This window comes from Bacillus sp. FSL H8-0547 (genome assembly GCA_038002745.1).
Taxonomy (GTDB): Bacteria; Bacillota; Bacilli; order Bacillales; family Bacillaceae; genus Bacillus_P.
Window position 1 is genome coordinate 770,776 of sequence record JBBODD010000001.1, and the last position, 22,187, is coordinate 792,962.

Sequence of the window (22,187 nt, forward strand, 5' to 3'; positions counted from 1 at the left end):
AAGAAAGGACGTTTCCCTATGAAAAAAGCAGTCGTCATCGGAGCCGGTCTTGGAGGGCTGTCTGCGGCCATTACTCTTGCAAGCGAAGGCTTTCACGTAGATGTCGTGGAGAAGAACAGGCATGCAGGCGGAAAGCTGATGCCTGTTTCTCTTTTAGACTATCATTTTGACTTTGGTCCAAATACGATTACCATGCCTCAGGTTTTTGACCGCGTCTTTTCAAAAGCAGGCATAAGGATGAGTGACGTTCTGAACATGAAAAAGCTTGATGTTCATACGCGCAACGTTTTTAGTGACGGAACGGTCTTTGATTTTACAAACAATACCGCTGCCATGAAAGAACAGCTGAAGGAAATCGATCCGTTCGCCGCACAGCATTATGATGACTTTTTAAGAGAAATTACGAGGCTGTACAAACTGTCTGAAACGCACTTTTTCCCAAAGATGTTTCAGTCGTTTGCAGACTACCTTTCACCTTCTCTTGGAAGCGCGCTGCTGAAAGTCCGGCCGCTTGAATCCATGCATCACTTTTTCGGCAGATATTTTAAAAACCCTGAGCTGCTCAAGGCGTTTGACCGGTATGCCACATACATCGGCTCCTCCCCGTATATCTCTCCTGCCACTTTTTCAATGATTGCTTATCTTGAACTTGTGCAGGGCGTTTATTACGTTGAAGGCGGGAATGTGAAAATTGCAGAAGGATTTAAAGCGGCTGCAGAAAAACTCGGGGTGCGGTTTCACTTTGGGTCGAAGGTGAACAGGCTCCAAGTCAAAGATAAGAAGGTGTCATCAGTTCTGCTTGAAGACGGACGATCTTTTCAAGCGGATGAAGTCATCATGAATGCCGACCTGCTTCAGGCGTATCCTGAACTTGTTGACGAGCAGCACCGTCCGGGATTTAAAGCTTCCAAGCGCGACAGCTACCAGCCGTCCATCTCTGCATTTGTCATTTTGGCCGGCCTGAAAAAAAGACATAGGGAGCTTTTGCACCATAATGTCTTTTTCTCTAAGGATTACAAAGAGGAATTTAATGATCTGTTTTCTGAGCATCGGTACAGCGGTGAGCCGACCATCTACATCAGTAATTCCTCGTATACGGACAAAAGCGTATCCCCGTCGGGAGATAACCTGTTCATTTTGGTCAATGCTCCGGCTCTTACAAAAGAGGGAGAGCTTGCTGCAGATGCAGAAGAATACAAGGAACGGATTTATGATATTCTGGAGGCAAAAGGACTCGAGATCCGAGGTCAGCTTGCATGTGAACAAGTCATAACTCCGCTTGAAATCGCAGACACGTTCGGAGCATACCGCGGAGCTCTTTACGGCATCTCAGCCAACAGAAAAATGGACGCCTTTCTCCGGCCTTCCAATTTTTCAAAAGACATCCGCAATCTTTCCTTCGTTGGCGGCAGCACCCATCCCGGAGGAGGTTCGCCCATGGTAACCCTGAGCGGTATGAACGTCGGGGAGGCTGTTGCTTCAAGGCACAGAAGCTAAAAAACTGTTCCCTGAATGCGGGAAACAGTTTTTTTATCATCTCACGTACCACAATAAGTCTTGTAAGGCTGATCGTCATTCAGAGGAAGCTTGCAGTATTCTTCCTGTTCCGGGGAGTACGCATACGGATTTTCCAATACACGCAGCAGCCTCTCAGTCACACTGTAATCTCCCTCGGCAGCGGCTGCAAGGGCCTCTTCTACCCGGTGATTGCGGGCAATGACTGCGGGGTTGCTGTTTTTCATAAGCTGCAGCGACTCCTCTTTTGATTGCGTCTGCCTGCTTAGCCTCTCTTCCCAAAGACGATTCCACTTTCCGAACTCCTCTGATTGAAACAGGGCAGAGTCCCCGTATGAACCAGTCGTGAGTGACCTGAACGAATTTGTGTAATCCGCATGATGCTTCTGCATCAACTTCAGCCATTCCTGAACGAGAGACTCGTCCTCTTCTTCCTGAGTGAACAAGCCCAATTTAGCCCTCATTCCATTAAGCCAGTACTGCTGATACAAATCACTGTACGCTGAGAGGGTATCCTGCGCAATCTCAATCGCCTTTTCCTCATCCTCATGAAGCAGCGGCAAAAGGGATTCTGCCAGTCTTGCAAGGTTCCATCCTCCGATGTAAGGCTGATTTCCGTATGCATAGCGGCCATTGACATCAATGGAGCTAAATACGGTTCCCGGATCATATGCGTCCATAAAGGCACATGGTCCGTAATCGATGGTTTCTCCGCTGATTGTCATGTTGTCTGTGTTCATGACACCGTGAATAAATCCTGCAAGCTGCCATTTGGCAATGAGTTCAGCCTGACGGTCAATCACTTTCTTTAAAAAGGACAAATAGGCGTGTCCATTTTCTTCAATCTCCGGATCATGCCGCTTGATTGCATAGTCAGCAAGCGTCTTTAAATCCTCTCTGCTTCCCCAGTTAGCCGCATACTGGAAGGTGCCTACCCTAATGTGGCTTGAAGCGATCCGGGTCAGAACCGCACCAGGCAAAAACGATTCCCTGATCACAGCGTCCCCCGTTTTGACCACTGCAAGACTCCGTGTCGTCGGGATGCCAAGGCCGTGCATGGCTTCACTGATGATGTACTCCCGAAGCATCGGGCCAAGGGCAGCCCGACCGTCGCCTCCCCGGGAAAATTTTGTCCTTCCTCCGCCTTTCAGCTGAATATCGATTCTTCTGTCATCCGGCGTCAGGTGTTCACCAATCAGGATCGCCCGGCCGTCCCCAAGCATTGTAAAATGTCCAAATTGATGACCTGCGTAAGCTTGTGCAAGCGGCTCTGCACCATCAGGAATCCGGTTTCCGGCAAAAACAGCCGCATCTCTTTTTAATGTGTCAGCACTGAGCCCGAGAGAAGCAGCCAGTTTTTCATTAAACATCACCATTTCAGGAGAACTTGCCGGAGCCGGTTTCTGACTGGCAAAAAAGAGTGACGGAAGACGCATGTAGCTGTTGTCAAAATTCCATCCGCTGGTTAAATTTTTCATCCTGTCTCCTTTCTTGTTTTCATTCAGGTTTAGGATAAACTGTATTTCAATTATTTCAGAGGAAGCGAATTTACTCAAGAAATAACAAAAGCGGAAACGCCTTGAACAGACCGATAGACAGATAAGAATCCGGCAGAAAAGTCCGGGTTTGACTTTTTTGCCGGATTTGTTCTGACAGAGGATCTAGGTGGTGGAGCTGGACGCCGATCACGTTTCAAAGTTTTTCACAACTCATTTTTTATAATTCCCATCAGAAAAACAGCCCAATACGGACTGTTTTCATTCTGCTCCATTTATTTGCCTTCCATCCAGTCAGGCTTTCCAAATCCTTTAAAATCTTTGTCTATTGCCTCCTCAAACTCTTCGGATTCAACAACGTCTTTAATATCCTTGGCGATTTCCGACTCAGCGTCTTTTGTGTTCATCACAACGCGATTGCGGTGTACATCGTTCATGTTCTCGAGAGTCACCGCATCCGCAAGGTCCATTTTAGCTGCAAGAGCAAAATTCCCCGGCACGGCAGAAAGGTCCGCATCTTCTACAGCTCTTGGAAGCTGTGCAGCTTCGATCGGAAGGAACGTCAGTTTTTTAGGATTCTCCGTCACATCTTTTTCAGATACTTGAAGCGGGCTGACCTCTTCATTTAACTGAATCAGTCCTGCGTCCTTCAGAATATGAAGCGCCCTGGCAGCATTCGTCGGATCGTTTGGAATGGCGACTGAGGCACCCTCTTTGACTTCATCAATGTCCTTTACTTTATCAGAATACAATCCCATTGGGGCCGTGGGAACTGTGATAATTTCCGAAAGTTCCAGTTTGCTTTGCTCTGCGAATGTTTCCATGTAGATTTTATGCTGAAACAGGTTTGCATCAAGTTCATCATTGCCGAGGGCATTATTGGGCTGAATATAATCGTTGAACTGGACAACCTCTACTTCATAGCCCTTCTTTTCCAGACCAGGTTTAATCGCAAGCTCTACCATATCTGTGTATGGACCTGCTGATGCCCCGATTTTAATTTCTTTCTTCTCTCCATTTGTTTCTTCTGCGCCGCACGCAGACAGGATTCCCGCTCCTGCCACTAATAATGCCAATACCATTTTCTTCATGTCTTTTTCCCCCTAGATTGAATAAAAAAATTCCTCCTTCATTCAGAAAGAGGAATCGTATGTATGACGACTTATCTTTCAGAATGAAGAACATTCTGCAGGATTTAGCACCGTTCCAATTAAGGAGGTTGCCGGACGTCGCAGGGCCTGTTCCCTCAGTCACTCTTGATAAGCAAGCTATTAAATTGAATAACGTAATCTTATACTGTGTATTGGGTTCTGTCAATCACTATTTTAGAATAATCAAAATAGTAAGATTAACACTCTGCTAAAAAGCACCGTCCCGATGAAGACGGTGCAGCTCAGAGCTGTGTTCAAAATCAGATCTGCGAAAGGATCGCATGTTTTTCTTCACTTGACACAAAATTCCGCTCACCGAACACATTGTAGTCATTTAAGCGGATTTTATTAAGGATCGCACGGTAAAAGTGGCCGGCCGCTTTCACAGGTGCGCGGGAATGCAGAGGGTATTCATGCATAGTCAGCATCGCTGTATCATAATGCTTTTCCGCTTCTGCCGCAAGATGCTCCCATACTCGGATAAATTCAGGGGTTACCTTCTGTTGCTGCAGATCAAATTCGGTCATTTTATGTCTTGCCATCACCTCTTCAGGGACATAAATGCGGCCGCGTTCAAGATCTTCTCCGATATCCCTTAGGATGTTCGTCAGCTGCATGCCGAGTCCAAGAGCAATAGCCCCTTCCCGAAGAAGGCTTGTCTTTTTCGGAGCAAGCACCGGCAAAAGCATGAGGCCGACTGTGCTTGCAACGTGATACGAATAATCGAGCACTTCTTCCATAGACTGATAGCGGATTTTGACAAGATCCATTCCCTGGCCTTTAATCATGTCCCGGAAAGCTTCCACATCCATATCGTAATTGGTGAATGTATCGTGAAGGGCCACCCACATGAAATTGTCTCTGGAGTAGTCCCCTCTTAGAAAAGAGTCAAATTCAGCCGTGAATGCCATTAATTCTTCGCTTGGCCTCTCTCCCTCGTCTACAATGTCATCGACGATTCTGCAGAATGCATAAACAGCCCACACTGCTTTTCTTTTTTTGGGAGGCAGAAGCGAAAAAGCTTTATAGAAAGTTTTAGAATGATGCCGGATGACTTCTTCACACTGCTGATAGGCTTGTTTTAAATCAACCACTCAGACTCACTCCTTCCCTCTCTTTGTTTTGATGATCGGATAAGATGGCAGAAACCATCAGCTTCGCCCCCTGCATCACGATCGGGACTCCGCCTCCGGGGTGAATCGAAGCTCCTGCTGCATAAACGTTTGTGAGCTTGGATGGTTTAACCTGCGGTCTGAACACGCCGGATTGAAACAAAGTCGGAGCGATGCCGAAGCTTCCTCCCTGAAAGAGTCCTTCCATTTCTTTGTCATCCGGTGTTCTGACTTTTTTCCACTGGATCGACTTTCTAAGTCCGGGGAATCCTCTTTCTTCAAGCTGATCAATCATCTTTTCAACGAACCCTTCCTGTTCCCCCCAGTTGATCGAACTGCCTGACGGCACCGGCACAAGCGCGTATAAAACGCCGTGTCCCTCGGGTGCAAGTGAGGAATCGATTACAGAAGGATGAAATGCGTAGATGGAAGGATCTGACGGAACTTCTTTTGTTTCAAAGATTTCTTTCATATGCTGCTGAAAATTCGAGCCCATGAAAAACTGATGCACAGGTGAATCCCTGTAGACTTTGTCCAGTCCGAAGTAAAGCAGAACACAGCTGGATGACGCCGTATAGTTTCTTGCAGGCATTGACTCCTTTGGAATCATCTTTGATGCGCCCGGAAAATCGCCGTTTAAAACAAAGGCATCCGCCTTGACTTCTTCTCCGTTTACAATCAGAGCTGCTGCTTGCACGCCATCTGTTACCACTCTCTCAACAGTAGCATTTTTCATCACCTTTACGCCAGAATTTAGAAGGGCGTTTTCAAGAACCGTTACAAGGGAAGCATAACCGCCTTTCAGATAATAAATGCCATGCTTATGCTCGCTGAATGAAATAAGCGAATAAAGGGCCGGTGAATCAAGCGGATTGCCTCCGATATATAGCGTCTGCAGGGAATAGGCCTGCCGGATTCTCTCATCCTGAAAATAGGCTTTTAGAGAGTTGTTTACAGATTTATAAGCTTTCAGATGCATGAGTGTTTTCAGATTGTTGCGTGTCCAGAATGTTCGCTTATCATGAAAAGATTTCTCGAGAAACTGGTCCCGTCCAAGGTTAAAGCGGATCTCCATATCCTTCATGAACTGAACGAAGCCTTCTTCATTTCCCGGAAAGTTCTCCTTTATCTCCTGGATCTGCCGTTCAATGGAATTGTATTTCGTGTACGAAGACCCATCTTTAAAGTGCAGTTTATAAAGCGGATTAATATTGATTAATTCGTACTGATCACGGCTAATTCCTGCTTCATTCAAAATGGATGTGAGCATTTCCGGCAAAAGAACTATTGTCGGGCCTTCATCGATCCTATACCCCTTCTCTTCTGTAAAGGCAAGCCTTCCCCCAAGTCTGTCTCTCTTTTCAAACAAACTGACCTCATATCCTTTTTTCCTGAGCATAAGAGCTGAAATAAGCCCGCCGATGCCGCCGCCCGCTATTGCAATTTTCATAGTGCATTCCCCAATTTCTTTTCAGATTTGATTGGTAGAGCATGACTGGTTTCGTCCATTATGGCATTAGTCGTGATCCTTGCTGATTCGAGAATGGTAGGAAGCCCGCTGCCCGGATGAGTTCCTCCTCCGACAAGCCAGCAGTTGTTCAGCTCTTCAAATTTGTTGTGCGGTCTGAGCACCATCATCTGTGTCAGCTGATGGCCTAAATTAAAGGTTGCTCCTTTATAGACAAGAATGTCTTCTTCCCAGTTCTTTGGCGTAATGATTTTTTCAGTTTCAATATGATTTCTCAAATTTTTAAACTGCGTTTTCCGTTCAATTGTCTCAAACACGAGTTCCCGGAACTCTTCCTGATGCTGTTCCCAGTCAATATTGCTGAAGTTGTTTGGTACCGGGGCAAGTATGTAAAGCGCAGACTTGCCTTCGGGCGCCAGAGTATCATCTGTTGCGGCTGCATTTTGAATATAGATGGACGGATCCCCTGACAGCTTGAGGGTTTTCGTGATTTCCTCTACGTTTCTCTTATAATCTTCAGAAAAAACGATTGTATGGTGAGGCAGATCATATTTTTTATCGAGACCGAGGTAGATCATGAAGGTTGAACAGGAGTATTTTTTCTTCTCCAGTTTTTCTTTTGAGAATTTCTTTAAGATTCCCGGTTCAACGAGATTTGACATAACGTGGGCGAAATCTCCGTTGATGACGACTTCATCAGCAGCTGCTGTCGTTCCGTCTTCAAGAATGACGCCTTTCACATCCTTGCCTTGGAGCAGCAGTTTTTTCACTCCTTTTCCGAGGTGGATGGTTCCCCCATGCTCTTTCAGCACGGCTGCCATTGCTTTTGACAGCTGGTTTACCCCGCCTCTTGGGTGAAAAATGCCGTATTCGTGTTCCATAAAAGAAAGGATTGAAAATGCGCCGGGACATTCCCAGGGGGACATGCCAAGATATTTAGACTGAAACGTAAACGCATATTTGACTCTTTCGTCTTTAAAATAGCCTGATAAAACATCATACAGCGATTTCGTAACAGTCAGCTGCGGAAGAGCCTTAATGACCTTCCAGCTCATGTAATGACTGAAGCGGTCCATTTTACTTTGCAGTATTGGAGTCAATGCCGCCATTTTCCTGCGCGTATCGTTCATGAACCTGTTATAGCCTTTGCCGTCCCCCGGCGAAAACTCTTCTAATCTCTCGACCATTTTTTCCGGATTTTTTGTCATTTTTAAGGACTGATCGTCAAAAATCAGTTCGTACATTTCTTCAAGTTCAATCATGTCCATATAATCATGAAGGTTTCTTCCGGCTGAAGCAAAAATCTCTTCAGCAATATGGACCATGCTCAAAAAGGTCGGCCCCATGTCAAACGTGAAGCCGTCCAGTTCAATGGAAGCGTTGCGCCCCCCGACATATGGCTGTTTTTCATATACGTCTACCTGGTACCCCTGACTCGCTAAATTCATGGCAGCTGCCAAGCCGCCAGGCCCTGCACCGATGACTATGATTTTTTTAGCCATGTTTACTCCTCCTAATTCCTGTACAACAGTTATACAAACATTATACAATTCAATTTATTAAAACACAATTATTTAGGTTCTCCCTTTTTTTTACTATTCCCTAATACAAACGATTTCAGCAGCTTTTCCGATCATTTGATGCACATAAAAAAGTCCGGCTATTTCGCCGGACTCGCTTCTATCATATTCACCTCTGCTTCAAATGTCAGGATTTCGTCCTCCCAAATGGCATTTCCCTTCATTACCTGATCTTTCAGTCCCAAAGGCACAACATAAACGCCGTTCACTGGTCTGAGCTCCTTCACTTCTTCTCCTTCGAGATAATAGATTTCAAATTCCGGCACTTCTTCTCTGTTAGAGGCACTCAGCGTGAATGTGTTTGAATAATAGGTGTCAAGCACCTCACCCTTCAGGCTGCTTGTATAATATGGATCCATATCCTTTGTACAGGCTTCAGATTCAACCTTGCAGTACTGGGGCTTTATAGACCCAAGCGTGCTATTCTTCCATACGACCGAAACAACCGGAGGCTTGGACAAATCAACAGTTTCCACTTCCCCTTCTGTTCCGCCGCTGTTTGCTAGAGACAGATAAATGGGAATTCCTATACCTATAAGAACAAGTGCACCGAGCGCACCGTCCCACTTTGTGACTCTTACCGGCACATGCTTTCGGTGATAAAGAAGCACTTCATCGAAGAGAAAAAATAAAAAGCCTGCGAAAACGGTCAGGAGGACACCATCAAGAGACCCAATGGACAAGATAAACCCGGCAGCAGCCGCAGAAAAAACATGGATGGAAAAGTTCAGAAACCTTCTGCTCTTACCCCTGTTCCGCACAATGTAATAGGAAACGATGCTTACAGGGAGCCCTGCAGCGAAAATAAACATCGCAGAATAAATCAAATAAATCGGTACTATCATTAATGAGTTCCAAAAATCTGAATCACTATTAAAAGAACCAGAAATCAAGCTCAAAACCAGACTAAGAACAAAAGCGGTACCTGCTGCACTTAAGATTTTTTTTAATATCATTGCATTCACCCCCAAATCCAATTTTAACATAAAGAGGAAAATACAAGGATGTTCTAAAACACAAAAAAGCCGGCAAATCCGGCTTTTACGATTCATCAATATCAATTCTGTAGGTTTCAAACCAGACGTGGATCTGTGCAAGATGGGCAAGCAGCTGCGGTCCAGTCATCAGCTGTCCGTACCACGGCGCCTTGAATGCACTGCCTTCTGATTCGATGATGTCATGCAGCGCCTTTTTATCGAAAAATGTATGCAGTGCTGAATCCTTTTTCTGAGTAAGAGACTGCAGCCACGTTTTGACCGCTTTTGTGTAATGAGGATTGTGCGTTTTCGGATACGGGCTCTTTTTCCGGTAGAGCACTTCGTTTGGCAGAGCACCTTCGAGCGCTTTGCGGAGGATGCCTTTTTCCCGGTCTCCGTGCATCTTCATCTCCCACGGAATGTTCCAGACATATTCAACAAGACGGTGATCTGCAAACGGCACCCGGACTTCAAGGCTTGCGCCCATGCTCATGCGGTCTTTGCGGTCAAGCAGCGTCGTCATAAACCATAGGATATTCAAATAAAACAGCTGTCTGCGTTTTGACTCTGTCTCAGATTCCCCGTCGAGCAGCGGCGTCTCCTTCAGCGTTTCCTGATATCTCATTTTCACATACTCTTTCAAATTCAGCTTGCTTTGCCAGTCCTTGTGAAGCAGATTCATACGTGCATCTGTTGACCTCATCCACGGGAAGGCTTCTTCTGATAAATCCTGCGGCCTGTGGAACCACGGATAGCCTCCAAAAATTTCATCCGCACACTCTCCGGACAGACCCACAACAAAGTCTTTCTTTATCTCGCGGCAGAACCAGAGCAGAGATGAATCAATATCCGCCATTCCAGGAAGATCTCTGACTTCTACCGCTTCCGTCAAGTTGTCAACGAGCTGCTGCTGCGTGATAACAGACCGGTGATGAACGGTCTGGAACGCTTCTGTCATTTTATCAATCCACGGGGCATCCGAGTTCGGCTGAAATTCATTGGCTTTAAAAAACTTCTCGTTATCTTCATAATCAATTGAAAATGTGTGAAGCGGGCCTTTTCCTTCCTTTTCAAAAGCCTTGGCTGCAATAGCGGTAATGGCGCTTGAATCAAGACCGCCGGATAAAAAGGTGCAAACCGGCACATCGGATACAAGCTGCCTTGTCACAGCATCATTCACAAGGAACCCGACGCGGCTGACCGTTTCATCAAATGTATCTATATGCCTGGCACTTTTCACATTCCAGTATCTCCAGACCTTAATGCCATTCTTTGAAAATGTCATGGCATGGGCAGGACGCAGTTCTTTTATTCCTTTAAAAACGCCGATGCCGGGCGTTCTGGATGGTCCGAGGCCGAATATTTCGCTCATCCCTTCCCGGTCAATCACCGCCTTTTGATCAGGGTGTGCAAGGATCGCTTTCAGCTCGGAGCCGAAAATCAGAGATGCGTCCTTCTCTGCATAAAATAACGGCTTTACCCCCAGTCTGTCTCTTGCGATGAACACTGATTCCCGGGCAGCATCCCACACAGCAAAGGCAAATATGCCGTTTAAATGAGTGACGCACTCTTCTTTCCATTCCATATAGGCAGTCAGCAGCACCTCTGTATCAGAATGGCCTCTGAATGTGTAGCCTCTTTTAAGAAGTTCCGTGCGGATATCTTCTGTATTGTACAGCTCGCCATTGTAGCAGATTGTATAATTGTTATCTTCCCTGCTCCTTGTCATCGGCTGCCTGCCGCCTTCAGGGTCCACAACAACGAGACGCTTATGCCCAAACAGAACATGCTGCTCTCCCCACAGGTTCGTATCATCCGGTCCGCGCTTGGATAAGCACTCCGCCATGGCTTTCATGACAGCTTTTTGCTGTTTGAGATCTTTCTGGTAATCAACCCAGCCTGTTATTCCACACATCTGCCTCTCACTCCCCATTTTTACTGTCTGATAGGTCTCAGACGGTCAAAGATGTACCTATCCTATGCTTACTTTATGAAGTGTTGATTTGTCCTTATCACGTTTTCTTCTGGCAAGTGTGAAGGCATTCTGCATAATTCTTCCTCCTTTTGGAAAAAACGAAAGATAAGAATATGGGCAAAGGAGGTCTGCGTTATGCTGTCAAAACAGAAGCACCGGCTGTTTGAGCGTCAAAAAAGAGCGCACATAACCGGATTTATTGAGATTGGCGAGGATCAGGAAATCTTATTTTATGATGATGAGCATGAGGAAGTGACCATTCTTCATTTTAAAAAAGATGAAAAAGTGGAGATTCTTTTAGAAGACAGCTGGTATCAGGGGATTTATACCGGAAACGGACAGCTAGCGGTTCCGACGGGGATGCATAAGCTCCGTGAAAATGATACCCTCCGTATTCCCAAAAAGGTTCAATACGCGCTTGATTATATGCTGAAAGAAGCTACAGATGACTCATTTGTTGCGTTTACGTCAAAACTGAATGAACTTTCCTTTTCCATTCATGACTGCATATACAGCTACAATCAGATGGTCTTTCTAGAAGAAACAGAAGATAAAAAAGGGGTATCCTTCTACCAGTTTGATAATGAGGAAGCCGTCTGCGGCGTGCAGCATCACTTCTCAAGAGGAAGCAAACATGAAGACAGATTTGAATTTACAGTCTGTACTGGAACAAGAGCTCTTTTAACTCAGCTGAAACCATAAAAAAGCCTCCGCAAAAATTGCGGAGGCTTTTTTCATTAAAACAGCTTTAAGCCAAGCGGCAGTCGCAGGCCAAGCAGAATAACAACAATCAATGCAATGACAAACTGAATCCAGAAAATGCGTGTCGGCTTGCCCTTTTTTCCGCGGACAAGGATCATTTCCATCATGCCTATTACATAGATTCCAAGAATGACTTTTCCGATGTACTCGCCGGTGATCGCGCCAAGACCGAGCAGCAGCTGAATTCCTGATGCAATGATCAGCAGATAGAACAGTCTGAGTGTCATGTGTACGATTTTAAACGGTTTTTCTTTTCCCGACTTGAAGAGGGAGTTCGCAACGAAAAATAGAATAAGTGCGACAACCCAGGTCGTGATATGCAAGTGTGTCATGTGGTAGTTCCTCCTCTTTTAAACATAATAATCCATCCATATAATATCACGAATCTCATTAAAAAATGAAATGTAAGCGCATTTGCCTGCCTATTGTTTTCTTCAAAAAGGTAGGCTATTGTAGTACTTGAGGAATGCTAGATTCCTGTATTACAAGACTTAATCGCACCAGGAGGGGATATTGTGTCTAAATCAGTACAAATCATCAGCTTGACTGAAAAATACGGGGCAAATAATTATCATCCGCTGCCGATCGTTATATCCAAGGCAGAAGGGGTTTGGGTAGAGGATCCTGAAGGAAACAAATATATGGATATGCTCAGCGCTTATTCAGCCGTCAATCAGGGCCACCGCCACCCTAAGATCATTGAAGCACTTAAGGAACAGGCAGACAAAATCACCCTGACTTCCAGAGCTTTTCACAACGACCAGCTCGGACCATGGTATGAGAAAGTATCCGCTTTAACTGGAAAAGAAATGGTTCTGCCAATGAATACAGGTGCTGAAGCCGTTGAAACCGCTGTAAAAACAGTGCGCCGGTGGGCATATGATGTGAAAGGGGTACCTGCTGATCAGGCTGAGATCATCGTGTGCGAGGAAAATTTCCACGGCCGTACAATGACAGCGGTATCAATGAGTTCAAGCGATGAATACAAGCGCGGTTTCGGGCCGATGCTTCCGGGAATAAAAGTCATTCCGTTCGGTGATCTTGAGGCGCTTAAAGCAGCGATTACACCGAATACAGCTGCTTTCATTTTCGAGCCGATTCAGGGCGAAGCAGGCATCCACATTCCTGAAGAAGGCTTCCTGAAAGCTGCTTTTGACATCTGCAAAGAACAAAATGTTCTCTACGTTGCAGATGAAATTCAGGCAGGTCTTGGCCGGTCAGGCAAGCTGTTTGCCTGCGACTGGGAAGACGTTAAGCCTGACATGTACATTCTTGGAAAAGCACTTGGAGGCGGGGTTTTCCCGATTTCCTGCGTAGCTGCAGACAAAGATGTCCTTGGTGTGTTTGAGCCGGGATCACATGGTTCAACGTTCGGAGGAAATCCTCTTGCGTGCGCTGTTTCCATCGCTGCACTTGACGTTCTCACAGAGGAAAAGCTTCCTGAGCGTTCACTTGAACTCGGCACATATATGCAGGAGAAGCTCCGTGAAATCAGCAATCCCATCATTAAAGAAGTCCGCGGAAGAGGTTTATTTATCGGCCTTGAGCTGACTGAAGCTGCTCGTCCATACTGCGAGAAGCTGAAAGAAGAAGGCCTTCTTTGCAAAGAGACACATGATACGGTCATCCGGTTTGCACCGCCGCTAGTCATTTCAAAAGAAGATCTGGACTGGGCGATTGAAAAAGTGAAGAAAGTTCTTTCATAAACGAACAAAAGCGCAAGCGCCTTGGTCAGATCCGATAGGCAGATAAGAATCCGTCAAAAAAGTCCGGTTTTGACTTTTTTGACGGATTTGTTCTGACAGAGGATCTAGGGGCTGGACGAGGATAACTTGGTAATGTTATCCACAGCCTTTTAACTTTATAATTTCCTATACAAGAGCAAAGAAGCACACCGGTTTCGGTGTGCTTCTTTCTATTTATTCAGCGATCGTGTTGCTTAACGTTCCGATGCCTTCAATTGATATTTCAACAGTATCTCCCGGGCTTAAATATTTTGGCGGCTTAAACCCTTTCCCTACTCCAGCAGGTGTTCCTGTTGCAATGATATCACCGGGCTCAAGCGTCGTGCCCTGTGAAATGGTCGAGATCACATTTTCAATGGAGAAGATCATGTCTTTCGTATGACCGTCCTGTCTGACTTCCCCATTTACTTTTGTAACAAGAGAAAGTGCGTATGGATCAGGAACCGCAGATTTATGTACGATATACGGTCCCATCGGGCAGGACGTATCCAGGCTTTTTCCAAGAAGAAACTGCTTATGCCTTGACTGAAGATCCCTTGCCGTAATGTCATTTAACACCGTATAACCGTATACGTATTCCATCGCCTCAGCTTCCGGGATCTGTTTTCCCTTTTTCCCGATAATGACCGCAAGCTCACCCTCGTAATCCAGCTCACTTGTCAGATGGAGGTGAGGGTCTATCTTCTGTCCATGGCCCGTTACGGCTGTCGGGGCTTTTGAAAAAAGCATCACATGTTCCGGAATATCCGCTTCGCTTCCAAGCTCAATCGCATGTTCCCGGTAATTTTTGCCCACGCAGAATATGTTCTTGCGCGGAGTAGCAATAGGAGGAAGCCATGTTACATCAGACAGAGAATATAAAAACGATTCTGTCTCATCCGCCTTTTTCACATACATCTGCAGCTGTTTCAGGTGATTGAAAAACTTCTCCCCCATTTCAATGCATTCAATCATTGACTGCGGGGCTGATTCCATATCAAACCATTTTTTCTCTGCCCTTTGAATATCAAGAATCCTGTTTTCCTCCATAATCAGTCCGATGAAGGTCCTTCCGCCAATCTGAGCTGTTGCAAGTTTCATTGTTACCCCCCGTTATCTCTTTAATCTAAACTGCCTGATAATGTATCTTATTCGATAAAGAATGACACATTTCCTCTAAAAAACCGCCTGTCTGTACGGCAGCATTTTTCTTTGGCATAAGACCAATGAAAAAACAGATCGAAACCTATCCCGCTTTGTAGAAACCTGTAATGTTTTTTGTTATTTTAGCGAAATCAAACCATTTTGTACAACCCTGTGTATAATAAGTGTAACCCGCGTGAAAGAAGACTTTCCAGGGAATCCATTTCATAGAAAACCATCCTATTAAACCATGAAAGTTGGAGAAAAATCATGGCAGTGAATGAAATTGAAGTGCACAGACAAAAGCTTTTTGAAGCAGCAAAAGAACATGGAATGAATTCTTCTGAAACGGTGCGCCGCAGCCAGGAGCTCGACCAGCTGATCTTAGAACAAATCAAGCGGCAGATGGAAGGTGAACTGCAGACGGCAGTAAACTAAGCTCTGCTGAACAAGTAAATCCACTTCCGCAAAAGCCATTCTGCCGGACCAAACCGAAATGTTCTAAACCAATAATAGCTGACAATAAGCTGCACCGAATAGAGGACCACTGCGATCATGACGCCTTCGCCTGCTGAAATGTTTCCGTACAACCCAAAACCATAGGAATAAAAAAGAAGTGTACAGACCAATGACTGCATCAGATAATTGCTTAAAGACGCCCGTCCCGCTGCCTTAACCGCGCCGAGCTTGAAAGAATAGTTATTCAGCAGCAGCAGTATCACCGAAACATAAAACAGGGTCAGTGCCGGACCCCCTAATGACAGCTGCAGATGCTGAGTAAGCAAATTCTCCTCCCAATAAAAGGGTGCACCTTTTAACAAAACTGCGGCAGTTCCTGTTATCAGTGCCGTCCGTTTCCATTCAGACGACAGATCCTTATGAAACCAGCCACGCTTATAGGCGGCAGCACCAAGCATGAAAAGCGGTAAAATGGATATCACAAGAAAAAATGCATTCTCAAAGTTATTTACATACAGCCAGTCTGTCACTCTCTGCTGAGTAATGTCAAAAAAGCTTCCCGTCTGGTACGTCTCAGCTGACTGCTGAACAGCTTCCTCCGATTTGTAGTAACTGAGCATCTCCGGATCCGCTGCATATGCCGCAATAAGAGCAAAAGAAATCAGCACATTCGGAAGCAGCAGGATGAAAAGCCCCCACTTAATGAGCCCCCTGGAATTCCACTTTATAAATATCAGAAATAAAAACCCAATCAAGGCGTAGTTTGTCAGAATGTCCCCATGCCAGATCAAAAAAGCATGCAGAAGGCCAATAATCAACAGCCCAATCAGCCTTCTTGAGAAATACACATTGAACGAATGCCCCTTTTTCAATGCCCTCTCATAAAAAATCACCGTTCCCGCTCCAAATAAAAATGAGAACAGCGGATAAAAGCTTGCCTGAGCAAAAAACGAAATCAGCTGCTCAACAATCCGGTCAGAGCCGCTGCCGCTTACAAGGCTTGTCTCATAAAGAGCAGGCTCATAAAAAGACTTCATATTTACAAGCAGGATGCCAAGCAGCGAAAAGCCTCTCAGAATATCAAGCGTATGCAGCCTGTCCTTCTCAGGGACTGCTGTAAGTGGATCCATTTTGATTTCCCTCCTTTTTTTCATACGATCAATTTTCTGGTTTTTATGGTCTTGGGGTGCGAATCCGCTTTTTTAGTGCCCTCAATTTCCTACTTTCAGGTTTTGAGGGTACTGTTCTCGCTCTTTCGTACCCTCAAGCTCCGATTTCCAGCATTTGAGGGCACCATTCTGCGTTTTTAGTGCCCCAATTTCCGACTTTTGATTTTTGAGGGTTCTAATCTGCGTTTTTAGTGCCCTCAAGCTCCGATTTACAGGTTTTCAGGGCACCATTCCTGCTCTTTAGTGCCCTTAATCTCCGGTTTCCAGGTTTTGAGGGCACCACTCCCGCTCTCCAGTACCCTCAAGCTCTGATTTCCAGGTTTTGAGGGCATCACTCCCCCGCTCTCCACTACCCCCAAGCCCAGTCTCCAAGGGTTTAAGGGTACGGTTGTTCCGCTATTCACCGCCCTTGATTACCGAAGAGCATGCGGTGCAGTCAGATTAGTCAAACGAAAACTCAATCTTCCCGTCCTTCAGGACAAGACTTGCATCAAAAGGCTTTTTGCCTTTGAAGCCTTTCAGCTTGTTTGTTTTTCCTTTTTGGCACAGTGTTTTAATCTGTGAGGCGGATATGGATTTTCCAAGCAGTTTTTTCGGAAAGGTCTGCTTGCATCCGCTTTTGTATTCTGTGCAGCCGTAGAACGTTTTTCGGTCCATGATGCTGCCCTTTAGACAGGCCGGGCAGGCGCAGATTGCAGCCCGGGTTTCCTGCTGGGGCGGAATGTCGACCTCAAGTTTTTCCATACTTTCCCCTGCCTGACTGATCAGGGTGTAGCAGAATTTTTTAGCCGTTTCGATAAAGACTTCTTTGGACTTTTCGCCGCTTCCGATTCCTTTTAGGTAGACTTCCCATTTTGCTGTCATTTCAGGCTTGGAGAGCAGAGTGCCGTCAACCGCTTCACAAAGAACTTCCCCTTTCGGCGTGACAAACACTTCATTTTTCTTCACTTCAATAAACTTCCTCATAAGAAGCGTATCAATAATTCCGGAGCGCGTTGCTTCTGTCCCGAGACCTTCTGTGCTGTTCAGCGCTTCTCTCATCTCTTTGTCTTCCACATGCTTGCCGGCTGTTTTCATGAGCGTGATCAGCTGTCCCTGGGTGTACGGTTTAGGTGGCTGTGTCATGCCGTCCTTCACACCGATTTCCGCTTTGGCAGGCTCTCCCGCCGCCACTTTTGGAAGCATTTGAAGATCTGCTTTTTCTTCCGGGCTGTCAGTCTCTCTTTGGTAAAGCGTCTTCCACCCTGGCTTTTTCATCGTTCTTCCCTTGCTGATAAAATCGTTTTTTCCGATGGACGTCAGGATGGTTGTTTCATCATAGACGTAATCCTCCATAAACATGCCGAGAGCTGTTTTGATGACTTCTTCGTATACAGCTTTTTGTTCACCGCTGAAGGAATTGTAAGCAGCTTGCGTGACTCTTTTTTCAGTAGGCACGATAGCATAGTGATCGCTCACTCGTTTGGCATCCACAAACCGTTTTGAAGGCGACAGTCTTGCAGGGGTAAACGAGAGGGACAGGGTTTCCTGATACTGGCCGATTCTTGCCTTAATGTAACTGAATTCTTCCTCTGTAATAAACTGTGAGTCTGTTCTCGGATACGAAATATACCCTTTTTCATAAAGAGACTGTGCTGTTTTCAGAACCCCGCTTGGGCTCATTTTTCTCTGTTTATTCAATTTCGCCTGAAGGGTTGATAAGCTGTGAAGCTTTGGCGGCGGTACTCTTTTCTCCGCTGTATCTGCACTTTTCACTGTCGCTTCATACAGCGTTTTTCCCTTTACAATGTCAGGACCAACAGCAGAAAACAATTCTTCCTGGCTTTTAAAGCGGCCCTTCAGCTTTCCAGTATAGTTTCCTGCGGCCACTTCAAAAGCAGCCTGAAGCTCGAAGAAAGGTTCAGGCTTAAAGTTTTCAATCTCCTTTTGCCTGTCATAAATCAGTTTCAGAACCGGAGTCTGTACTCTTCCCACACTGAAGACATCCCTTATCCCTTTCTTCTGAAGGTGAAGGGTATAAAGTCTGCTCGCATTTAAGCCTACAAGCCAGTCGGAGATCTGTCTCGCCTGCGCTTCGTGATAAAGATGAATGGTTTTGCTTCCGTCGTAAAGCTCTGTGAATCCTTTCATGATGGCATTTTCTGTTAACGAACTTGTCCAAAGACGCTTCACGCTCTTTTTTTCTGCACCGGCCATCATGATCAGAAGTCTTGCAATATTTTCCCCTTCACGGGCAGGATCAGTGCCGATGATAATTTCATCTGCTTCCTTTAATAACTCTTTGACAATCTTAAACTGCTTCGCTTTTCCTTTACTGACTTTATATGAAAAATGATCGGGAATAATCGGCAGTGTTTCAAACCGCCATTTTTTCCATTCGTCTTTATATTCATCAGGGTTTTTAAGTTCGACCAGATGGCCGATTGCCCACGTAACCTTTGCCCCGTCCGGAAAGACCGGGCATGGTTTAATCTCTAAATATCCCTCTTTTTTAACAGAAGGAAAAGGGGCTGCAAGCTTGCGGCCCTGATCTGGTTTTTCAGCTAGAATGACCACTTGGGACATGTTTGCATGGACCTCATTTCATTTAAGAAACAATAAATCTGCTTCTCTTGTATTCTTATCCAGTATGGATCATTTTGCTCTAAAAAGAAATAGCTTCAGCTTCAGTGAGAGCTGGCAAAACGTCTTTTTCTTGATGGAAAAAGGGTGAAAAATTACTTTTCGCGCTGCAGGAAAAATTCCGCTTTTATCACAAGTCTGCCTATCTTTCATACGATATGTTACAGGTGCCTTACTGCCTGAATGAAGCAAAGGATGTTGAATATGCCAGCCATTGTGGGAGCATTTAAAGTAAATGCCGTCGGAACTAGCAGCATTGTTCATGTCGGGGATGTTATTACCATCTCACCTTACAGCGAGGTCAAAACCTTTGCAGGGGCAGGATCGTTTAATACAGGTGACGGACTGAACATCTACAATCAAAACAGTGTAACGAACGCATACGATAACGACACTGTTGACCAGCCGATTGTCGGCAATGCATAAACGGGGTGAAAAAATGAATTTTTACATTAACCAGACCATTCAAATTAATTTTTTGAAAGTGGATGCCGTCAGCAATTCTTCCGTCCTGCAGATCGGAAGCGCAGGCATCATCAAGCCTCTTGCAAATCTTTATAACACCGGGGCTTTCACAACGCCTGCTCCTCCTGCAATCAGTCCGGGCGGCTCTCAGTCAGAAGGCCCGTTTGTCCCGCTTGCACCGAGTTAATTTCAATAGGCATTCACCCAAATTGGCAGCGTGCATATAATAGCCCATAATCGTTTTGCACGTGATCCATAGAAACGGGGTGAGTGAATTGTACTATGACCAGTCGATGATGCAGTGCATTCAGCATTTGTATGGAATGGTTCAGGCTCAAGATCAGAAGATTCAAAAACTTGAAGCCGCTGTTTCCGCTATGATGGAAGAAATAGAAGAACTAAAAAAACGCCCCAGTACAACGATTGAAAAGATTGAATATAAATTTGACCAGTTAAAAGTGGAGACGCTTGAAGGGACGTTGAATATCGGGCTGAATCCAACCGTTCCAGACCAGATTGAACAGTTTGACGTTGAACAGAACGGTCTGCAGGTGAACAACCAGACCACAAATCCAAAGCGCGAGGAAGAAATCTTTGATGCCGTTCAGTCAAATCTGCTTGTCTTCTTAACAGAAGACGTTGCCAAATACATCGAAACGCTTGCTGAGCAGAATAACTACCAGCTTGATAACGCACATAAAGAATTCATTATTGAAGACATCCGCAAACAAATTGACAGCCGGATCAAATTCTATTTGAAGCAGGGAGGATACAGCGAGTCTGTTCCTGCCGAAAAGCAGATAGAAGAAATTACGGCTAAAGTAAAACAGGAAGTGGAACGGTCAATCACTTACTTTATCCAGGCCCTGCCCCAAGAAGGAGCTGAAAGCGAAACATGAAATTCACGGTTGTAAACAAGGACATTTCAGTTGGTGCCATCAGAGTAACGGCTGTTGCGAGTTCAAGTGTCTTTCTCATAGGAGATGCAAACTGCATCACCATGTCATCGGTTTTTGATACGCCGCCTGAATCATTGATCATCGGTCCGTTTGTGCCGCTTGCCCCGGCATGATCCAGAATCGTTTATCCATCGTCAATGCGGCGTACATTGATTCGGTGGGGATCAGTTCGGTTTTTCAAGTCGGCGACAGCGTTGATATTATCCCGCGTGTAAAAGTTTATGCCGTTCAGAGGGAAGAAGAAATTGAACTCGGAAATGAAGGAGACCTGAGGCAGTATAATATTTATTCAGAAAACCTCCCCCGTCCGCTCATATATGAAAATGTTCAGACTGCATTTTTTCATGAATGTCCGGTCATCCGTGTCGGTGCTGTAAAAGTTACCTCTATATCCTCTGCCGGTGTTGTCCATTTCGGGTCAACCAATACGATAGACGGCGAATCAAGAGTGAAGCACATCAGACAATTGCGGAACAGGAATGAACGTTCCGATTCATAATGCATAGACTGAAAGTATGACAGAAAGACAAAGGGTGTTCGTTCATGCCAGCAATCATCGGTCCGATCTGCATTAACTCTGTCGGCGGCGGTGTCGTAAACTTTGGTGATTCCTTTTATCTGTCTCCAAAAAGCTCATCAAAGACAGCTTCCGGTTCTGGCGGCGGAAATACAGGCGACTTTATCATAGTCAACAACATCGTAAGTGCAACCAACTCGCTAGACCCAGATGTGAATGATCAGAATATTGTGGCTAATAATTAGAAATGCGGAAGCGCCTTGGTCAGCTCCGAAGGACAGAAAAGGATCCGACGGAAAAAGCCGGTTTTGCTTTTTGCGGCGGAGCCGTTCTGGCCGAGGAGTTAGGCGCTGGAGCTAGACACTGAGAAAAGCGGAAGCGCTCGTTTAGCTCCGGGAGTCAGATAAGGAAACGGCGGTAAAGGCGCTTTTTGCCTTTGCCGACGGTTCCGTTCTGACAGAGGAGTTGAGCGCTGGAGCTGGACACTAGAAAAGCGGAGCCGACTGTTCAGGCCTGGCAGTCAGAACAAAATCACCGGAAAAGTCCGATTTTGACTTTTTCGGGGATTATGTTCTGACAGAAGGACTAGGAGGCGCAGCTGGACACTAGAAAAGCGGAATCAGCCGTTTAGCTCCGACAGACAGAAAAGAAATCACCGGAAAAGTCCGGGTTTGACTTTTTCGGGGATTTTGTTCTGGCCGAGGAGTTAGGCGCTGGAGCTGGACACTGAGAAAAGCGGAATCACCAGACCACACAAAAAAGACGTGCCAAAACCAGGCACGTCTTTTTTCATTTCCGTTTCTTCCGCTCGTTTGATTTTCTTGTTCTGACAAGCTTTGAGGACGGCTGCTTGCGGATCCATTTGATGAAGCTTGAAATTTTCGGATCGCTTCTCAGGTCATGAATCGTATTCAGCCTTACAGCAAGCTCGTCATTTGTATAGAGGGCATGGATCTGTTTATGGCAAGGAATGCAGAGCATCGCGGTCGGCATGAAGGTTCCGCCCATTTCCTTCGGGGTTAAATGGTGTTCTGTTGTTTCAACCTCCTGCCTTTTGCACAGCTCGCATGTTCCAAGTTGTTTCTTTGCCATA

22 protein-coding genes and 1 riboswitch are annotated in these 22,187 nt (G+C 45.6%); of the genes, 10 read left to right on the forward strand and 12 right to left on the reverse strand.

Going from position 1 to position 22,187, the window contains the following annotated elements; genetic code table 11:
- The first annotated feature begins 18 nt into the window (after window positions 1-18).
- A complete protein-coding gene (gene crtI, locus MHB63_03835; GenBank protein ID MEK3805720.1) occupies window positions 19-1,497 on the forward strand; it encodes a phytoene desaturase family protein in 1,479 nt (492 codons plus the stop codon).
- Between the two features lie 41 nt (window positions 1,498-1,538).
- Here the strand turns inward: crtI (MHB63_03835) and MHB63_03840 are convergent, their stop codons facing one another.
- From MHB63_03840 to asnB, 7 genes are all read right to left on the reverse strand, one after another.
- Entirely contained in the window at window positions 1,539-2,993 is a 1,455-nt protein-coding gene (locus MHB63_03840; protein ID MEK3805721.1) for a YdiU family protein, read from the reverse strand.
- 293 nt (window positions 2,994-3,286) lie between these two features.
- Window positions 3,287-4,102, reverse strand: a complete 816-nt coding sequence (locus MHB63_03845) for a MetQ/NlpA family ABC transporter substrate-binding protein (protein MEK3805722.1) — start codon at window positions 4,100-4,102, stop codon at window positions 3,287-3,289.
- A gap of 68 nt (window positions 4,103-4,170) precedes the next feature.
- Window positions 4,171-4,277, reverse strand: a riboswitch (SAM riboswitch).
- 145 nt (window positions 4,278-4,422) lie between these two features.
- Window positions 4,423-5,256 carry a phytoene/squalene synthase family protein gene (locus MHB63_03850; GenBank protein ID MEK3805723.1) on the reverse strand — a complete coding sequence of 278 codons (834 nt, stop codon included), beginning with the start codon at window positions 5,254-5,256 and terminating at the stop codon, window positions 4,423-4,425.
- Window positions 5,249-6,724: a phytoene desaturase family protein gene (crtI, locus tag MHB63_03855; protein MEK3805724.1), complete on the reverse strand. Its 1,476-nt coding sequence runs from the start codon at window positions 6,722-6,724 to the stop codon at window positions 5,249-5,251. The genes MHB63_03850 and crtI (MHB63_03855) overlap by 8 nt, the downstream gene beginning before the upstream one ends.
- The gene (crtI, locus tag MHB63_03860) at window positions 6,721-8,244 is read right to left on the reverse strand and encodes a phytoene desaturase family protein (GenBank protein ID MEK3805725.1); all 1,524 of its coding nucleotides are present in this window, start codon (window positions 8,242-8,244) and stop codon (window positions 6,721-6,723) included. Before crtI (MHB63_03860) ends, crtI (MHB63_03855) begins: the two co-directional genes overlap by 4 nt.
- A gap of 158 nt (window positions 8,245-8,402) precedes the next feature.
- Entirely contained in the window at window positions 8,403-9,278 is an 876-nt protein-coding gene (locus tag MHB63_03865; protein MEK3805726.1) for a hypothetical protein, read from the reverse strand.
- Window positions 9,279-9,363: 85 nt separating this feature from the next.
- Complete coding sequence (asnB, locus tag MHB63_03870) at window positions 9,364-11,214, reverse strand: asparagine synthase (glutamine-hydrolyzing) (GenBank protein MEK3805727.1); 1,851 nt, start codon at window positions 11,212-11,214, stop codon at window positions 9,364-9,366.
- A gap of 195 nt (window positions 11,215-11,409) precedes the next feature.
- Here asnB and MHB63_03875 point away from each other — a divergent pair, with 195 nt between their 5' ends.
- Window positions 11,410-11,976: a DUF2777 family protein gene (locus tag MHB63_03875; protein ID MEK3805728.1), complete on the forward strand. Its 567-nt coding sequence runs from the start codon at window positions 11,410-11,412 to the stop codon at window positions 11,974-11,976.
- Between the two features lie 35 nt (window positions 11,977-12,011).
- On the opposite strand, the gene MHB63_03880 is transcribed toward MHB63_03875, so the two are convergent.
- Window positions 12,012-12,368 (reverse strand): YisL family protein, encoded by a 357-nt coding sequence (locus tag MHB63_03880; protein MEK3805729.1) that lies wholly within the window; start codon window positions 12,366-12,368, stop codon window positions 12,012-12,014.
- 183 nt (window positions 12,369-12,551) lie between these two features.
- Between MHB63_03880 and MHB63_03885 the strand changes: the two genes are divergently transcribed.
- Window positions 12,552-13,742 (forward strand): ornithine--oxo-acid transaminase, encoded by a 1,191-nt coding sequence (locus tag MHB63_03885; protein MEK3805730.1) that lies wholly within the window; start codon window positions 12,552-12,554, stop codon window positions 13,740-13,742.
- 213 nt (window positions 13,743-13,955) lie between these two features.
- Here MHB63_03885 and MHB63_03890 read toward each other — a convergent pair whose 3' ends face one another.
- Window positions 13,956-14,861 (reverse strand): fumarylacetoacetate hydrolase family protein, encoded by a 906-nt coding sequence (locus MHB63_03890; GenBank protein ID MEK3805731.1) that lies wholly within the window; start codon window positions 14,859-14,861, stop codon window positions 13,956-13,958.
- Between the two features lie 312 nt (window positions 14,862-15,173).
- Between MHB63_03890 and MHB63_03895 the strand changes: the two genes are divergently transcribed.
- Window positions 15,174-15,341, forward strand: coding sequence for an aspartyl-phosphate phosphatase Spo0E family protein (locus tag MHB63_03895; protein MEK3805732.1), 168 nt, complete (start codon window positions 15,174-15,176; stop codon window positions 15,339-15,341).
- On the opposite strand, the gene MHB63_03900 is transcribed toward MHB63_03895, so the two are convergent.
- Together MHB63_03900 and MHB63_03905 are read right to left on the reverse strand one after the other, a co-directional pair.
- On the reverse strand, window positions 15,338-16,492 hold the full coding sequence (locus tag MHB63_03900; GenBank protein ID MEK3805733.1) for a DUF418 domain-containing protein: 1,155 nt from the start codon (window positions 16,490-16,492) through the stop codon (window positions 15,338-15,340). The two genes, MHB63_03895 and MHB63_03900, sit on opposite strands and share 4 nt — an antisense overlap.
- 480 nt (window positions 16,493-16,972) lie before the next feature.
- Complete coding sequence (locus tag MHB63_03905) at window positions 16,973-19,096, reverse strand: DNA topoisomerase 3 (protein ID MEK3805734.1); 2,124 nt, start codon at window positions 19,094-19,096, stop codon at window positions 16,973-16,975.
- Between the two features lie 261 nt (window positions 19,097-19,357).
- Between MHB63_03905 and MHB63_03910 the strand changes: the two genes are divergently transcribed.
- From MHB63_03910 to MHB63_03935, 6 genes are all read left to right on the forward strand, one after another.
- Entirely contained in the window at window positions 19,358-19,579 is a 222-nt protein-coding gene (locus tag MHB63_03910; GenBank protein ID MEK3805735.1) for a spore germination protein, read from the forward strand.
- A gap of 13 nt (window positions 19,580-19,592) precedes the next feature.
- Window positions 19,593-19,805 (forward strand): spore germination protein GerPB, encoded by a 213-nt coding sequence (locus MHB63_03915; GenBank protein MEK3805736.1) that lies wholly within the window; start codon window positions 19,593-19,595, stop codon window positions 19,803-19,805.
- Window positions 19,806-19,893: 88 nt separating this feature from the next.
- Window positions 19,894-20,517: a spore germination protein GerPC gene (gerPC, locus tag MHB63_03920; GenBank protein MEK3805737.1), complete on the forward strand. Its 624-nt coding sequence runs from the start codon at window positions 19,894-19,896 to the stop codon at window positions 20,515-20,517.
- Window positions 20,514-20,690, forward strand: coding sequence for a spore gernimation protein GerPD (locus MHB63_03925; GenBank protein ID MEK3805738.1), 177 nt, complete (start codon window positions 20,514-20,516; stop codon window positions 20,688-20,690). The genes gerPC and MHB63_03925 overlap by 4 nt, the downstream gene beginning before the upstream one ends.
- Window positions 20,687-21,076, forward strand: a complete 390-nt coding sequence (locus MHB63_03930; GenBank protein ID MEK3805739.1) for a spore germination protein GerPE — start codon at window positions 20,687-20,689, stop codon at window positions 21,074-21,076. Before MHB63_03925 ends, MHB63_03930 begins: the two co-directional genes overlap by 4 nt.
- 44 nt (window positions 21,077-21,120) lie before the next feature.
- Entirely contained in the window at window positions 21,121-21,339 is a 219-nt protein-coding gene (locus tag MHB63_03935; GenBank protein MEK3805740.1) for a spore germination protein, read from the forward strand.
- A gap of 544 nt (window positions 21,340-21,883) precedes the next feature.
- Here the strand turns inward: MHB63_03935 and MHB63_03940 are convergent.
- The gene (locus MHB63_03940; protein MEK3805741.1) at window positions 21,884-22,186 is read right to left on the reverse strand and encodes an HNH endonuclease; all 303 of its coding nucleotides are present in this window, start codon (window positions 22,184-22,186) and stop codon (window positions 21,884-21,886) included.
- Between the last annotated feature and the right edge of the window lies 1 nt (window position 22,187).

Bases quoted from the DNA above. Each gene is read 5' to 3' on its own strand.
- crtI (MEK3805720.1), top strand. From the start codon at position 19: ATGAAAAAAGCAGTCGTCATCGGAGCCGGTCTTGGAGGGCTGTCTGCG.
- MHB63_03840 (MEK3805721.1), bottom strand. From the start codon at position 2,993: ATGAAAAATTTAACCAGCGGATGGAATTTTGACAACAGCTACATGCGT.
- MHB63_03845 (MEK3805722.1), bottom strand. From the start codon at position 4,102: ATGAAGAAAATGGTATTGGCATTATTAGTGGCAGGAGCGGGAATCCTG.
- crtI (MEK3805724.1), bottom strand. From the start codon at position 6,724: ATGAAAATTGCAATAGCGGGCGGCGGCATCGGCGGGCTTATTTCAGCT.
- crtI (MEK3805725.1), bottom strand. From the start codon at position 8,244: ATGGCTAAAAAAATCATAGTCATCGGTGCAGGGCCTGGCGGCTTGGCA.
- MHB63_03865 (MEK3805726.1), bottom strand. From the start codon at position 9,278: ATGATATTAAAAAAAATCTTAAGTGCAGCAGGTACCGCTTTTGTTCTT.
- asnB (MEK3805727.1), bottom strand. From the start codon at position 11,214: ATGTGTGGAATAACAGGCTGGGTTGATTACCAGAAAGATCTCAAACAG.
- MHB63_03875 (MEK3805728.1), top strand. From the start codon at position 11,410: ATGCTGTCAAAACAGAAGCACCGGCTGTTTGAGCGTCAAAAAAGAGCG.
- MHB63_03880 (MEK3805729.1), bottom strand. From the start codon at position 12,368: ATGACACACTTGCATATCACGACCTGGGTTGTCGCACTTATTCTATTT.
- MHB63_03890 (MEK3805731.1), bottom strand. From the start codon at position 14,861: ATGAAACTTGCAACAGCTCAGATTGGCGGAAGGACCTTCATCGGACTG.
- MHB63_03895 (MEK3805732.1), top strand. From the start codon at position 15,174: ATGGCAGTGAATGAAATTGAAGTGCACAGACAAAAGCTTTTTGAAGCA.
- MHB63_03900 (MEK3805733.1), bottom strand. From the start codon at position 16,492: ATGGATCCACTTACAGCAGTCCCTGAGAAGGACAGGCTGCATACGCTT.
- MHB63_03905 (MEK3805734.1), bottom strand. From the start codon at position 19,096: ATGTCCCAAGTGGTCATTCTAGCTGAAAAACCAGATCAGGGCCGCAAG.
- MHB63_03910 (MEK3805735.1), top strand. From the start codon at position 19,358: ATGCCAGCCATTGTGGGAGCATTTAAAGTAAATGCCGTCGGAACTAGC.
- MHB63_03915 (MEK3805736.1), top strand. From the start codon at position 19,593: ATGAATTTTTACATTAACCAGACCATTCAAATTAATTTTTTGAAAGTG.
- MHB63_03925 (MEK3805738.1), top strand. From the start codon at position 20,514: ATGAAATTCACGGTTGTAAACAAGGACATTTCAGTTGGTGCCATCAGA.
- MHB63_03930 (MEK3805739.1), top strand. From the start codon at position 20,687: ATGATCCAGAATCGTTTATCCATCGTCAATGCGGCGTACATTGATTCG.
- MHB63_03935 (MEK3805740.1), top strand. From the start codon at position 21,121: ATGCCAGCAATCATCGGTCCGATCTGCATTAACTCTGTCGGCGGCGGT.
- MHB63_03940 (MEK3805741.1), bottom strand. From the start codon at position 22,186: ATGGCAAAGAAACAACTTGGAACATGCGAGCTGTGCAAAAGGCAGGAG.